General features: G+C 56.4%; 14 protein-coding genes. 10 read left to right on the top strand and 4 right to left on the bottom strand.

Annotation, left to right across the window (positions count from 1 at the left end; genetic code table 11):
• Nucleotides 1-65: 65 nt before the first annotated feature.
• Both AC2D8V_RS06255 and AC2D8V_RS06250 read left to right on the top strand, forming a co-directional pair.
• Nucleotides 66-1142 (top strand): porin, encoded by a 1077-nt coding sequence (locus AC2D8V_RS06255; protein ID WP_484732682.1) that lies wholly within the window; start codon nucleotides 66-68, stop codon nucleotides 1140-1142.
• A gap of 453 nt (nucleotides 1143-1595) precedes the next feature.
• The gene (locus tag AC2D8V_RS06250) at nucleotides 1596-2024 is read left to right on the top strand and encodes a GFA family protein (protein ID WP_484732681.1); all 429 of its coding nucleotides are present in this window, start codon (nucleotides 1596-1598) and stop codon (nucleotides 2022-2024) included.
• A gap of 264 nt (nucleotides 2025-2288) precedes the next feature.
• Here the strand turns inward: AC2D8V_RS06250 and AC2D8V_RS06245 are convergent, their stop codons facing one another.
• Both AC2D8V_RS06245 and AC2D8V_RS06240 read right to left on the bottom strand, forming a co-directional pair.
• On the bottom strand, nucleotides 2289-3167 hold the full coding sequence (locus AC2D8V_RS06245; RefSeq protein WP_484732680.1) for a bestrophin-like domain: 879 nt from the start codon (nucleotides 3165-3167) through the stop codon (nucleotides 2289-2291).
• A gap of 77 nt (nucleotides 3168-3244) precedes the next feature.
• On the bottom strand, nucleotides 3245-4315 hold the full coding sequence (locus AC2D8V_RS06240; RefSeq protein WP_484732679.1) for a helix-turn-helix domain-containing protein: 1071 nt from the start codon (nucleotides 4313-4315) through the stop codon (nucleotides 3245-3247).
• A gap of 69 nt (nucleotides 4316-4384) precedes the next feature.
• On the opposite strand from AC2D8V_RS06240, the gene AC2D8V_RS06235 reads away from it, so the two are divergent.
• The 3 genes from AC2D8V_RS06235 (at nucleotide 4385) to AC2D8V_RS06225 (ending at nucleotide 5900) form a co-directional block, all read left to right on the top strand.
• Nucleotides 4385-5137: a hypothetical protein gene (locus tag AC2D8V_RS06235; RefSeq protein WP_484732678.1), complete on the top strand. Its 753-nt coding sequence runs from the start codon at nucleotides 4385-4387 to the stop codon at nucleotides 5135-5137.
• 128 nt (nucleotides 5138-5265) lie between these two features.
• Complete coding sequence (locus tag AC2D8V_RS06230; RefSeq protein WP_484732677.1) at nucleotides 5266-5475, top strand: YMGG-like glycine zipper-containing protein; 210 nt, start codon at nucleotides 5266-5268, stop codon at nucleotides 5473-5475.
• A gap of 44 nt (nucleotides 5476-5519) precedes the next feature.
• Nucleotides 5520-5900 carry a hypothetical protein gene (locus AC2D8V_RS06225; RefSeq protein WP_484732676.1) on the top strand — a complete coding sequence of 127 codons (381 nt, stop codon included), beginning with the start codon at nucleotides 5520-5522 and terminating at the stop codon, nucleotides 5898-5900.
• Between the two features lie 2 nt (nucleotides 5901-5902).
• On the opposite strand, the gene AC2D8V_RS06220 is transcribed toward AC2D8V_RS06225, so the two are convergent.
• Nucleotides 5903-6370: a MarR family winged helix-turn-helix transcriptional regulator gene (locus tag AC2D8V_RS06220; RefSeq protein WP_484732675.1), complete on the bottom strand. Its 468-nt coding sequence runs from the start codon at nucleotides 6368-6370 to the stop codon at nucleotides 5903-5905.
• Nucleotides 6371-6468: 98 nt separating this feature from the next.
• Between AC2D8V_RS06220 and AC2D8V_RS06215 the strand changes: the two genes are divergently transcribed.
• The 5 genes from AC2D8V_RS06215 to AC2D8V_RS06195 all read left to right on the top strand — a co-directional run bounded on the left by AC2D8V_RS06215 (nucleotide 6469) and on the right by AC2D8V_RS06195 (nucleotide 13915).
• Nucleotides 6469-7527: a DUF1254 domain-containing protein gene (locus tag AC2D8V_RS06215; RefSeq protein WP_484732674.1), complete on the top strand. Its 1059-nt coding sequence runs from the start codon at nucleotides 6469-6471 to the stop codon at nucleotides 7525-7527.
• Nucleotides 7528-7541: 14 nt separating this feature from the next.
• Nucleotides 7542-8540 carry a DUF1214 domain-containing protein gene (locus AC2D8V_RS06210; RefSeq protein WP_484732673.1) on the top strand — a complete coding sequence of 333 codons (999 nt, stop codon included), beginning with the start codon at nucleotides 7542-7544 and terminating at the stop codon, nucleotides 8538-8540.
• 16 nt (nucleotides 8541-8556) lie between these two features.
• Complete coding sequence (locus AC2D8V_RS06205) at nucleotides 8557-10467, top strand: DUF3604 domain-containing protein (RefSeq protein WP_484732672.1); 1911 nt, start codon at nucleotides 8557-8559, stop codon at nucleotides 10465-10467.
• Between the two features lie 14 nt (nucleotides 10468-10481).
• Nucleotides 10482-11942, top strand: coding sequence for a DUF1214 domain-containing protein (locus tag AC2D8V_RS06200; protein ID WP_484732671.1), 1461 nt, complete (start codon nucleotides 10482-10484; stop codon nucleotides 11940-11942).
• Between the two features lie 80 nt (nucleotides 11943-12022).
• On the top strand, nucleotides 12023-13915 hold the full coding sequence (locus AC2D8V_RS06195; RefSeq protein ID WP_484732670.1) for an alkyl sulfatase dimerization domain-containing protein: 1893 nt from the start codon (nucleotides 12023-12025) through the stop codon (nucleotides 13913-13915).
• 102 nt (nucleotides 13916-14017) lie between these two features.
• Here AC2D8V_RS06195 and AC2D8V_RS06190 read toward each other — a convergent pair whose 3' ends face one another.
• The gene (locus AC2D8V_RS06190) at nucleotides 14018-14320 is read right to left on the bottom strand and encodes a hypothetical protein (protein WP_484732669.1); all 303 of its coding nucleotides are present in this window, start codon (nucleotides 14318-14320) and stop codon (nucleotides 14018-14020) included.
• Between the last annotated feature and the right edge of the window lie 126 nt (nucleotides 14321-14446).

Below are 14446 nucleotides of genomic sequence, written 5' to 3'. Positions count from 1 at the left end.
TCATGCGTGCGGTGCTGCGGCAAAGAATGGCTTCCTACCTGTTATTTTTGTGTCATACTTAACTCATGTCCCGTGTAGTTTCTTGCTTTTTGGCAATCGTCACTTGTGCAGCGCCCATGGCTACGCAGGCGCAATCCTCATTTGATTTCTACGGACAATTGAATTTCGGGCTGAACAGTACCGATGACGGCTTCCAGACTGAAACTTATCTCACAGACAACGACAACTCCAATTCCCGTATCGGCTTTAATTGGCTCTACGACTTCGGTGGAAATCGCTCGCTGCGGTTCAACTTCGAAACCGCACTGGGGCTGGATGGGTCTAGCAGTGTTACTATCGAAGACCAGGACCTTGCGTTCGACTATGACCGCCAAGAGTTGCGAAAGTTTGAGTTCATTTACACCACGCCCGATATCGGCAGCTTTAATCTTGGTCAGGGCAGCATGGCCACAGATGGTGTCGCGGAGGCGGATTTGTCCGGGACGGGTGTTATTGCCTACTCGGGCATCGCAGATCTCGCAGGCAGCTTTGAGTTTCGAGATGCTGCCGGGATGGGTTCTGGCATCGCCATCGCTGACGTATTCAAGTCTTTCGACGGTGCGCGACGGTTCCGGCTGCGCTACGACACGCCGTCGTGGAGCGGGCTCGTGTTTTCTATCACAGGCGGCGAGGAGGTGCTGAACGAGGACGACGACAACGAATACTATGATATAGCAACCAAATACGCCGCGAGTTTCGGCGATGTAAAGCTTGATGCGCGCCTTGGCTATTCATGGATCAGCGGTGGCGAAGAGTTGCTTTCCGGTTCGGCTGCCGTGTTTCACGTGCCTACGGGGCTCAACCTCGCGTTTGCGTCTGGCGCGCAACAGAAGGGCAACGACAGCTACGTTTATAGTAAGGTTGGTTGGGTACAGGACTGGTTTGCCATAGGGATCACGTCGCTATCGGTGGATTTCTTTGACGGCAACAATTACGTCGCGGATGGATCAGAGAGCAAGTCTGTCGGACTGGCCGTGGTTCAGGCAGTGAGCGATTACAATCTCGAGTTTTACGTTGCGTGGCGACGGCATGAATTCCGCGAGCCTGGATCGACCTACTCTGACATCGACGTAGTCGCGCTAGGGGCACGCTGGAAATTTTGAGCAGAAGTACGACAGTGAGACCTGCGGTGGATCAAAAAAGCGTCACTCCAGGCATTCAGCGCTCGAAGGTACATGAAATGTCTGGAATTCAAGAGGCTGCTTGGTCCGCAACTCAGCCATTACCTCAAACCCCACTGAATGGCCGCTAATGACATTCGGCCCGTGCCGAAATGCGCTTGGCTGATGAATATGACGCCGCGCAGGAGCGGGGCGAGGTGGCGCGCTACACTTTGATGCAGTAATGTCCGCTGAAGGTCTCCGCCCTAGGGTCCATAAACACGACATCGGCACAGCGTCACCCGTGGCAAAGCGGACCTTCGTAGAGCAGTGTTTCTACTTCCGCTCTGCGGGACCAAGCAGTCATTCAAAGCGCATGCAAAATGGCTTTGCCTTGGTTAAAACAAGCTTTTGTGCAACTGTGCCAGTGACGTTTTCAGGATCACGAGGCTCGATATGATTTATCACGCACAATGCTCCTGTGGGGCGGTGCAGCTAGAGGCAGACGGAGAACCACTTGTTCAGTGCTATTGTCACTGCAATTCATGTCGTAGTCGCACAGGAAGTCCGTTGAGCGCGCCAGTTCTCTGGCCGAGACCAAAAATTCGGTTTACCGCTGGGGAGGACAAACTTCGGCGCTATTCCAAAAACAATCAGCCCGAAGGTGGCGTCTTTACGTGCAGTGTTTGCAATGGGCTGGTCGGGGTATACTTGGCTGACGCAGACTTATTCGATGTTTTTGCTGGTCTCTTTTCTGATCTAAAATTCACTCCAACGGTTCATCTCAACTACGAAAATGCAGTGCTGCCGATCAAAGACGGTTTGCCAAAACTCAAGGACATGCCGGCCGATTGGGGTGGTAGCGGTGAATTCATCGCAGAATAGTCAAGATCTTTGCCTATAAATTTCCGGATAAAAGCGGTCATTTGGCAAACTCAGGTAGTCGACTGCTCAGCGGGACAAAACATCCATTCAAACCGCCTGGCACTCCCACCTCATTCCTCTAAGGAGGTTCTTGCGGAACCGGTAACTTTGTCAGCCTGCCGGTTGCAGTATAATCTGTAAGAGAACTGGCCTAGGGGATACAGTCTGGGAAGACTTAGGACAAAGCCTCCACGCAAAATTACGGAAGGGTTAGCCGAATATCGGTTATTCCTCTCTGATTGCCAGCGTACTTTCGATTTCATAAAGAACTGCAAGCATAGTGTCGGGTTTGGTTCTCATTGTGCCCTCAAGTGATCGATCCAGATCGAAAATTACGAGGATTACAACCGCGAGCAAAAAGGCTAACGCGAACGTCCGCCAAGTAAGTGATCTTCCGTGCAGCGCAGACCGGTTGCCAACAATCGCCAATGCTGCAAGGGCGGCGATTGAGATCATCATTTTTGCAGGTATTGGGATTTGCTGAGCAGCGGCAGCTATTCGAAGATTATGAGCGTCAAGCATATGCGTTAAACTCTGGACAACGGTCGCACGGATCGGATCAGAAACTGTGTTGGAAAGGGAATTTTCCACAGCTGGCCAGATCGCTGACTGCGCCTGTATCGTTCTTGATAGGAATGCGTTCCATGCCTCGACCGATGCTATGTCATCCGCTGTTGCGATGCGCGTTTTACCGTAGGCCAGTATCTTTTCTTGGAGAGTGGTTCGACTTGGCTCCGCAAGAAGGCTCGCCGTGAGGAATGCGGTGCTGATCGCATTGGCTTCATGCACCAGCCCAGCTTGCCTGTCTTCGCGCCAGTTAATCGCGGAGTTAAACGCGAAACCGAGAAGCAGCCCCAAAAGCGCAAGCATCGCTCCAAGAGATGTCGCACCGGGTAACTGGTCTGCAGGTAACTTTTCATATCCCAGTCGACGTCTTTCAAACGCCCCTATCCTGAACCCTACAAACACTGCGACCGGAAACGAAATCAAAATCACAACAACGAGATAGGGAAACGGCAACAGCGGCTTGGTGAAGCCGCTGTACAATTCAATGAGGTTAGTTTCCATGTACTTGGGGCCTCCAGATGTCGGTCCAGCGATCATCCGCATGAATTTCGGCTGCGACACACCTGCTGCAATTGTTGATGCTGATGGTAAGTTCCGTCAATACCTAGAAGCCGCTACCACGAATGATCTGGTTCATCCTTTGGTGGCCGACGCCTGCATTTCGGCGATCGGGCATGTGCCGTAACCACTCTAAAAGCTCTGGGTGTCATGCCTGTCTGTTTTCGGAAAGCCCGTTGGAAGCTTTTGGGTTCATCATAGCCCAGTGCGCGCGCAATGGTGGGGATGTCAAAATCAGTTTCAGAGAGAAGCACCCGGGCGCGGGACTCTATGAAACTTGTCTTAACATCCCGAAACGATGTGCCTTCAAGCTTCAGGGCCCGCTGGAGCGTTCTGGATCCCATATTCAACTTTTCTGCTACTTTCTCCTGAGCCATGTCATCCATCGCAAGCTGAACCGCCAGTGTGTGCCAGACAAGGTCACGGGTCGTTGTCGCGGGTTGAATTCCCATCATGGTCGGAAGCTGGGCAAGAGTGATCACTTCATTTGGAGTGGGTGGGTAAGGGTTTCTTGTGGACAGGTCGTTGAGATGTATGGCGACCCCCGGCATTCTCGCCCCAGTCCGCAAAGGCGCCCCCAACAAGTCTTGGAGGTAAGCCGCGCGTTGAATATCTTTACCCCCTACTTCCACCCATTCCGGCTGCCAGTCCGGGCCGAGGAAGTGCTGAAAGACTTTGGCTATGATTACGATGGCGCCATCATCAAGGTGGCGGTGCCCTACAACGCCATCAATTCCTGAAAGGCGTCCGACCACCATGATGTCCCCTCGAACATCGATGTGGAGTTCACTGCCTGGACTGATCAGCGGAAAAGCCTGACGGCCACGGGTTACTGCGGTCTTCAGATCCGGCGCGCTCAAGACGTAGCGCGCATAAGCGTCATAGGCCGTATAGTTGAATTGCTCACCCAGCTTTGCACCGAGCTGGCTGTCACCGGTCGCGCGGGCGACATATTCTATTACCTTGGCCTCCAGTCGGTACGGCAAATAACCGCGGGATTGCCTGACCGCCCTGCGACTGAGACCTGAAGCCCTGAGAGCCCGATCTACAAGCGTTGGGGAAGCTATTCGATCAAGTAAATCAATTACATGTGAAAATTCGATCGAGTTTATCACTTCGTAAGCCATACCGCATTTTGTCGCAAAATGATCCTATTGGCCATGCTAATCTTCGACCATGCAGGCGATGGCGAAACTATGAAAAAATACATTTTTCTATCGATGTTCGTGGCTGGTCTGAGCGCAAGCGGTCAAAGTCAGGCGCAAAGCCTTTCGGACTGGGATTTCGAGGTGACCCCTTACGCGTGGACGTCCGGCCTGAATGGGACGTTAGGTACATTCTCCGGCGCGCCGCCTGCTGATGTAGATATCTCTTTTTCTGATGTTCTGGACGACCTCGACTTTGGCGGCATGATCATGGCCAGTGCTCGAAACGGCCCATGGGTCGTCTACCTGGATGCGACGCTGGTCAAAGTATCAACCAGAGAAAGCCTCGGGGGAGTTGTCTTTGACGCGGCTGAAATCGAAAGTGATACAGCCACGTTTGCCTTGGCTGTCGGGCGCACAGTCTTTGAGACATCACAGGCGTCGGTCGACGTTTATGGCGGCGCGCGCGCGTGGTGGCTCGACAATTCCTTCACACTCAATGGAGTCGGTGGCGGATCTTCGAACGTGCGGGAAAAGGAGGATTGGATCAGTCCTTTGATCGGTACCGCAGGGTACTACACCCTATCCGAAAAATGGAGCCTGTTCGGGGCATTCGACATTGGAGGATTTGGCGTCGGTGCCCAAAGCGAATGGTCGCTTCTTGCTGGGGCCACATACCATATCAACGATCGTTTCACGGTCAGCCTGGGCTGGCGCCATCTGGATGTCGACTATGACAGCAACGGCATTCTCTACAACGTGGCGCAATCGGGCCCCGTCTTGGGCGGCACGTTTCGCTTTTGAATTATAACCACATCCCGTGAAAAGGGGGTCGCACAGGATGATTAAACGAACCAGCGCGTTTCAGATGTTCTCGTGATGACGCTTGTACACAAAGCAGTGCGAGAATTGGCAATGATGGAGACCATGTAATGACGACAAGACTAAAACTGTTCACAACTGCAATCACCCTAGCTCTGGCATTCGGGTTTGCGATCCCTGCCGATGCAAGCAATAGGCAATTCAAGAGAACCGTTAAGGGGGCCGCAATCGGTGCAGGCGTAGGCGCGCTGGTTGGTGGCAAAAGTGGCGCCAGTACTGGCTTGGTCGTTGGCGCTATCGCTGGCGCTGTGAAGAAATAATTCATCAAATCAGGGCTTCCGCTTTGGGAACAAGGGACAAAAAAATGCTCAAAAAAAATAGAATTATCACCTACGCCACGGCATCTGTTATCGCGTTCTCCGGAATTGCGCATGCCGAAGAGGTGGACATCGAAGAAGTCATCCAGTCCGCGATGCCTCACATGCACCACAGCTGCGCAAGCATCCTTGAGACCTACGCCGATGACGAAGAAGCAATCAATACGATTGTGCGGGAAATGGCTTTCGTCTCGCTTTACAACAGGGAAATCGACGTGCTTGCAGTTGCGCCGGAAGAAGCTGAAAGCGGTGCTTTACGTGACGAATTCGTAGAAGAACTGGAAGACGCTTGCGACGATGATCCCGGCATGTTGCTGGCCGGTGCTGTGGATATCGCGATCAAGGAAACGATGGAGCAATACGATTGAGATCAGAGAATTTCCGGCAGGGTATCCGATTTGGCCAGCATCGCCTTGATGAGTGAGACCAGTCTTTCTTTGTCCTCGGAGGTAAGAGCTTCTGTGAATTGGGTATTTACGGCGCGCGAATGGGCCTGCATTTCCAACGCCAAAGCTTTGCCTGCTGGTGTCACACGGATCAAGATCGACCGGCGATCTCCTTTATCTCGGTCGCGTGAGATAAGCTTTTGTGCTTCGAGTTTATCCAGCAAGCGCGTGACCGCAGCACGGTCAACACCAAGAAAGTCAGCGATGCCAGAAGGTGCTTTATGGCCGTCAAAAACCATCGCTCCAAGAACAGCATAGGACATGCGGGTTATACCATGCGGCGCAAGGCAACGGTTGAATTCGGCTTCCATGGAACGCGACAGAAGTCCCACCCAATACCCTACGCTTTGATGAATTGATACGTTGGTTTCGGTTTTAGCAGTCGATTTCATGCGTAACTCGTACCTTTAGTAATTGACATGATCAATCAAATTATAATTGATAGTATCAACTATAAAATACCTGTGGAACTTCAATCAGGAGGTGAAAGATGAAGACTTTGAGCAAGACTTTTCTGTGTGCGATTTGGCTGACGGCAACTGTCACCACGCAGGCGCCAGCGCAATTGGCCGACGACAACCTGACCGAACTGATTGACGCCCGCGAAATCCCGGTGACGATCGACAACTTTGCGCGAGCCGCGAGTGACATCGAGCTCGACAAATACGTGACGCTCGCTGGAGGAATAAACCGGTTCTACCACTTCCGCGAACCCACGCCGGTGGACAACCAGCCGACCATCCGGATGAACCGGGACACGCTCTACAGCACCGCGGTTGTCGACATATCCAAAGGCGCGACACTGACTTTGCCGGACGTGGGCGAGCGGTACATGTCAGCGATGATCGTCAACCAAGACCACTTCATCAACAAGGTGTTCCACGGCGGCGGCACCTACACGCTCGACATGGAAACATTCGATACGCCCTACGTCATCGTGTACATGCGCACGCTGGTGGACGCGGACGATCCAGAGGACGTCGCAGCAGTCAACGCGATTCAGGACCAGATAAAAATCGAAGCAGCTTCGGCGAATCCCTTCATCCTTCCGGACTACGACGAAGAGGCCTACGATGCGCTGATCGCACTGATCGGAGGGTTCCTGCCCTTTGTCGACGGCATCACGGGTACTTTTGGCGCGAAAGAAGATGTCCATCCGGTGCGCCACCTGCTTGGAACGGCCATCGGCTGGGGCGGCCTGCCCGAGACCGAGGCGATGTATCCCTCCAATGCGCCTAATCTGCCTGTGGGAGAGTACAGGATCGAGGTGCCCGCCGAGGTGCCCGTGGGCGCCTTCTGGTCTGTAAGCCTCTACAACGCAGACGGGTTCTTCGAGAAAAACGCCATCGATGGTTACGTTATCAACTCCGTGATGGGCGCGCGCAACGACGACGGCTCGATGACCGTCCACTTCGGAGGGTGTGACGATGGCCGCGTGAACTGCCTGCCGATCATGGAGGGCTGGAACTATGTTGTCCGCCTCTATCAGCCCGGAGAGGAAATTCTCGACGGCAGCTGGACATTTCCGGACGTCGAACCAGTCAACTGAAAAGGAAAGCTGACATGAGAATGCTACTTGCATTTGCGCTCTGCGCTCCGACGGTGGTCTTCGCCGAAGACATTACCCTTGAAAACCTGCTTCGGGCGGAAACCGACCACATGATCCGCCAGAATATCGAGGCCTTTGGGCTCGAGGTTGGGCAGATCGTCCACCAGCGCGAGACGGTGGATCTGGCCAATCAGCCTGTGATCCGGATGAACGTAGATACGATTTATTCCTCGCTTGTCCTCGATCTGACAGAACCGGTCGAGGTCACGCTGCCCGAAATCGACGGGCGCTATCAGTCGATGCACGTGGTCAATCAAGACCACCACATGTTCGTCGAAGCCGCACCCGGAACCTACGAACTCACCGAAGAAAACGTTGGAACACGGTTTGCGGCGGTGAGTTTCCGCACCTTTATCGAGCCGTCTGACCCCGAGGATGTGCAAGCGGCACATGCGGCACAGGACGGGATCATTGTCTCGGGCGGCGGGGACGGACCATTCGAGGCACCAGACTGGGACACCGAGAAACTAGAGGCAGTGCGCAAGGCGCTGAATGACCTCGCCGCCGAGGTGAGTTTCGATTCCGCGCTGGCCTTCGGCCGCAAAGACGATGTGGACCCTGTACACTACTTGGTCGGCGGGATCGCCGGGTGGGCCGGCCTGCCCCCGGAAGGCGCTATCTATCTCGTCGATTCCGTAGATGAAAACGACGGTGAAACACCCTACGCAGTAACAGCCAAGGACGTGCCGGTAGACGCCTTCTGGTCGATCACGGTCTACAACGCGGCTGGTTACATGGAACCCAACGACATGGGCCGCAACAACTACAACAATGTGACCGCCGAGCCGAACCAAGATGGCTCCATCACCATCCACATGGGCGGCTGCGACGACGGCCGCGTGAACTGTATCCCCATCACGCCAGAGTGGAGCTATGCCGTGCGCCTCTACCAGCCGCGCCAAGAGATCCTCGACGGAAGCTGGAATTTCCCAGCACTTGAGCCAACCGATTAAAGAGGAGAAAAGGAACATGAAACGCATACTTCCAATCACTGTCGCGGGTGCGGCATTCCTCTGGGCCACGACTGCCTTGGCGCAAGGCTACGTTGGCGACGTTGCCATCGATGAAGAGGATGTGGTGATCGGGCAAAAGAACTATTCGCCTTATCTCGACCAGTCCTACCCGAACCGGGTCTTCTTCGGCGACACGCACTTGCACACCTCTTATTCCACCGATGCGGGGATGATAGGCAATACGCTTGGACCGGACGAAGCCTTCCGCTTTGCGCGCGGCGAAAAGGTGCGCGCTTCGGCTGGCGAGTATGCCCAGTTGATCCGGCCGCTGGATTTTCTTGTGATCGCCGATCACGCCGAGAACCTTGGTTTGGCCCCGATGATTGCGGAATCAAACCCGGCGTTGCTGACGCTCACGTGGGGGCGCGAAGTGCATGATCTCGTCAAGGCAGGGCAACTCAACGAAGCCTATGTCATGTGGGGAACCGCGATGGCAGAGCTGTCGGATCCCATCAACGATGACGATCTGACACGCTCGATCTGGGACCGGATTGTCGAGAGCGCCGAGCGCTTCAACGAGCCCGGTGTCTTCACCTCTCTGCATGGGTTCGAATGGACATCAACGCCCGAAGGGAATAATCTGCACCGGGTGGTGATGTTCCGCGATGATGCCGACAAGGTTGGCACACGGATACCCTTTTCCAATTACGACAGCAGCGATCCCGAAGACCTGTGGAACTGGATGCAGGACTATGAGCAGGAAACGGGTGGCAAGGTCATGGCAATCCCGCATGGCGGCAACCTGTCGAACGGAATGATGTTCGATACAATCCGCCTGAACGGGGAACCCATCGACATAGACTATGCCGAACGCCGGGCGCGATGGGAGCCGGTATACGAGATGACGCAGATCAAAGGCGACGGCGAAACGCACCCGATGCTCAGCCCAAACGATGAGTTCGCCGACTACTACCGGTGGGATCGTGGCAATTTCGGCTTCGAGCTCAAATCGCCCGAGATGCTGCCGAAGGAATATGCGCGCGAGGCACTGGCGCGCGGCCTTGTGATAGAGAAGGAGATCGGCGCGAACCCCTTCAAGTTCGGCCAGATCGGCTCTACCGACAGCCACACCTCGCTCGCAACCACGCGGGAGGACAATTATTACGGCAAAGCGACCCCGGGTGAGCCTGGTACGGGCGCGGAACGCTACGAGGAGTTGATTGTCCAGGACGCTATCATCGGTGAAGAGGTTGCAATCCGTCACTACGAGACGCTCGCCGCTGGTCTTGCCGTTGCATGGGCGCGCGAAAACACCCGTGAAGAAATCTGGGACGCGTTTCAGCGCAAGGAAGTCTACGCTACCACCGGCTCTCGTATGGTCGTGCGCGTCTTTGCCGGCTGGGATTTCGAGGCCGATGAGGTGCACCGTGCGGATTTCGCGGCCGAGGGTTACGCGCGCGGCGTGCCGATGGGGGCTGACATGTTCGCCGGGCCGGAGGGTGCCGCACCCACCTTTATGATCCGCGCGCTGCGCGACCCCGACGGCGCCAACCTCGACCGCATCCAAATGGTCAAGGGCTGGGTCGGCGACGACGGTGAGCCGATGACCAAGGTCTTCGATGTGGCGTGGTCAGGCGAGCGTGAAATGGACGCAGATGGCAAGCTGCCGCCTATGGGCAGTACCGTCGAGGGAGCCGAGTTCTCCAACACCATTGGGGCGGCGGCGCTCGGCGGCTACTGGGTGGACCCCGAATTCGACCCGGCACAACGCGCATACTACTACGTCCGCATTCTCGAAATTCCGACGCCGTCTTGGCTGGCCTACGATCAGGCGTTTTACGGCACTATCGACCTGCCCGAGGACGCAGTGATGGTGCAGCAGGAACGCGCCTACACCTCCCCCATCTGGTATTCACCCAACAACTGAAAGAGGTCTCAAGAATGAAACACATCGTACTTTCTTTGGCGCTGGCCGCCGGCCTGTCGCTGCCCGGCGCCGTCTCTGCCCAGTCCGGCGAAACGGTGAACCTGACCGACGCCCAGATGGAGGATCTGGTCCGCCGCTCCTACCAGTATGTCGCCATGTTCAACGTGAACCAGAAAGGCGCGCTTGACCCCGACAACCCGCAGAACACGAGTGGCTACAATCGCGTCAAGCCGAACACAGAACTCGCCGATCACACGTTGCGTGCCATCGCGCGTCCAAACAACGATACACTCTACACGGTTGCGATGATCGATGTCACCGAAGAGCCCGTCGTGCTGGAGATTCCGGCTTTCGACTCAACCTATGTCTCGCTGATGGTCACAGGCTACGACCACTACGTGAACATCCCGATGTCGACCACCAAGGGCGACTTCGACGAACCGGCCAACATCCTGTTCTACAGCGCGCGGACGCCTGACTACGACGGCGCGCCGGTCGAGGGCGTGGACATGATCATGGAGACCACGGGCGATTTCGTCAGTGCCGTGTTCCGCATCATGCCCCACGCCGCTGAACCGGAACGGCTGGAGCGCAACCTTGACGCCATGCGCCGCGTCGATGTGGAGCCGCTGTCGGAGTTTCTCGGTCAAGGCGACGGTGAACCGCATGTCCGCTCTTGGGGTAGCCCGGGCATGGTGGGCCGCAACCTCGACCTCCGCGAGGACACGGCGCGGTTCCCGCCCTATGGCTCGGATTTCGATATTTTCGAGGACCGCTTCATCGAGGTCATGCAGTTCGTGGTGAACCACACGACCTTTGATCCGGATGACGAACTGGATGCAGGCCTTCTGGTCGCTCTGGAACCGCTCGGCATCGAACCGGGAAAGGATTACGATCCCGACACGGCCCCCGAAATCGACGGCGAAGCGCTGCGCAACGTTGCCCAGAAGGTTGCTGTGGTCGAACTGGCCAAGTTCGGCGATCAGGATTTTCTCGACGAGAACCTGACCGGCCTGTTCCAACCCAAGGGGCAGATCAACCTCGAGCGGCAAACCTTTCAGTCCGTCTCCGGCCCCATCGGCCAACCCGCCGACCAAGCGCTTTACCCGGCGATCCTTACCGAGGACGGCGCGCCCATGAACGCCATGTACGACTACGAGATCGTCATGACGGCCGAGGAACTACCGCCGGTCAATGCGTTCTGGTCGGCTACGCTCTACGAGAACGAAACCGGTTTCTTCATCCCCAACGACCGGTTCAAGTATTCCGTGGGTGAAAACGCAGGCTTCAAACTCGATGACGACGGCGGCATCCGCATCGTTATCGCCGCCGAACAGCCCGAAGGCGTAGCGGAGGAAAACTGGCTGCCCATCAACCGTGCAGACATGGACCTCGATATCATCATGCGGCTCTACGCGCCTGATCTCGAGCGTTACGAAAACTGGTCCGCGCCCATTGCGCGCAAGTTGAACTGAACCAAGCAGCGCAGGCGCTTCAGCCTGCGCGCCCCTGTCGCAAGACCAAAGCAAAGAATATGTTTCATAAGAGAAAAACGATGAGTACGAACCCGAACAGACGCGATATTCTCTTCTCTTCCGCAGCCCTCGCCGCCGTGCCCGCGACCGCCGGAAGCTTTCTTGCCAGTCCGGCCATCGCGCAGGCGGCGCGGACGCGGGACCTGTCCTCCTCAACTGCACAGATCGACGCCTATATGGGCGCGCCAGTCGAACGGGCTACTGCGAAAAACGGCGCCATCACCAACAAACGGCTGCTGGACGGCATAGACACGGTTGCGTGGCCCGAGCCGACCATCGAAGAACCCGCAGAAGGCGTCTGGGTCTTTGGTGGCTACGGGCTGGCCCCGATGGCCGTGATCGACACGCCCGAGGGGCTGATCGCCTTTGACACCGGCGACACCAAGCATGACGGTGAATTGATGTTCGAGGCGCTGCGCACGGTCAGCGACAAACCGGTCAAAGCGATCATCTACGGCCATTCGCACACTTGCCTCGGCGCTGGCGTGCTGACCGAAGGAAACGATGATATCCCGATTATCGGCCACCCCAACCTCAATGACGTGGTTGCACGCAACGCGGGCGGCGCACCGGCTTATTTCCCCGAGATCGGGCCCTACCTGACCGCGCGTTTGCTGATCCAGTTCAACACGTTCATGCCGAACGAGGGACCAGACGCCTGGGTGGTGCCGACCAATCTCGAAGTTGATGAGGGTGCTTTCATCCCAGTGAACACACCGGTTGAAGACGGGCAGGAAATGGAGGTTCTGGGCGTGAAGATGCAGTTCTTCACGCGTTACGGCTCGGATGACAAGGTTCGCTGCACTGTTTGGCTGCCGGAACGGGAAATCCTGCTTACCACCATGCTCTGGTCCAGCCCCCCGCAGCTCTATTCCGTCCGCGGAGACATCTTCCGTGACCCACGCGAGTGGATCGAGGGCCTCAAGCACAATCGCGACTTGCAACCCGAGGTTCTCATTTCCGCTGCCGCCCGTCCAATCGTGGGCAAAGATGTAATCCAGAAGACGTTGGAAGGCTATCTTGACGGTGCGAGCTTTGTTCTGGACCAAAGCTTGCGTGGTATTCTCGGCGGGAAAGGCCCAAATGAATTGCGGCACCTCGTTACTTTCCCAGAGTATCTGAACGAGACTCCAAACAACTTGCAAAACTACGGTGAAATCTCCAGCTATGCCCCCGCGATCCACTACCAATGCGTCGGGTGGTACGACAATGATGCCGCCAACCTGAAGCCGGTCGCCCCGTGGGACGAGGCGTCGCGCATCGTCCCGTTGATGGGCGGGCGAGAGGCGGTTCTTGCTGCCGCTGCTGAAGCGATGGAGAAAAAGGAATACGCTTGGGCTGCGCAACTGGTGAACTACCTTTACCGGCTTGATCCGGAAGATGGTGAAGTACGGCAGGCCAAGGCCGACGCGCTGCGTCAGATGGCTTATGTCTCGACCGGGGCGAACGACCGCGCGCACCTGATGACGCAAGCGCTCGCGCTGGAAGGCAAGGTCACAGTCCCGCGTGTGATCCCACCCGCCCCCGAGGTCATTGCGGCCTCTCCGACCACCTACCTCGATTACTTCCGTGTCCGTATAAACCCTGAACTGAGCGGCGACACGGACGCATACATGCGCTTCAACTTTGACGATGGCAGCAGCGCCGGTTTGCACATCCGCCGCGCCGTCGCCGAGTTCGTCGCAGAGCCGGATGAGCACTACCGCGACCCTGACATGGTTCTGGCCATGAGCGGGGAAACATGGGCGAAGATCTACGTAAGCACGGAAACCCCGGGCGATCTGGTCGCGAATGGTGAAATCGAAGTGACAGGTGATGCGACCGAAGCCGCAAGGCTGGTTGATCTTTTCGACCGTTACTCGCCGGAGCGCGCCGTTGTCGTACCACCGGCGGCCTTGTTTCATAATCACTAGACGACTGGCAATGTCTCCTGTGGGCTCGTTCCAGTCATTAGCTGCGCTTTGCCTGAACGTCCGGTTTTTGGTATTTCGCGGGATTATTGGCCCAGAGAGTAGTTAATTGGGCAGATTAAAGTGATCTTCGCCCGTCCTATCATCAATAAGGGCGGCAAGTTCGCGTTCTGTGCGCACCAGCTCATTGATCGCCTTGCGCATCTCGACATACTCGCGCGTGCGTACGCCGTGTTTATAAGCGGGGTTCGCTTTGCCAGCGCCTTGTCCGCCACCAGCGCCGTGCATCCGGCATACATTCCAGCCTTTGACAGCCGGAGCCCTGCATGGCTGGCCGTTGCGCTTCGAGGTTGCAGTGCATCGAGGGGCCGCGTGCGCCTTGTGCATGGGGTTGGCGTCACTTTTCATATGTGCCCCTCCCCCCGGTCTCAACATTGCCAACAATGGCCTGACCTCCGTCTTCTACATTGACATGCTGCACTGTGACGGTCTGCTTGCCGCCGTTTCTGTGCTTGCGCAAAGCCTCAACCTGGG

The organism is Roseobacter sp. YIN89 (assembly GCF_057219365.1).
Note: the sequence above shows the minus strand (reverse complement) of the source record. Positions and strands in the feature narration are given on the sequence as shown.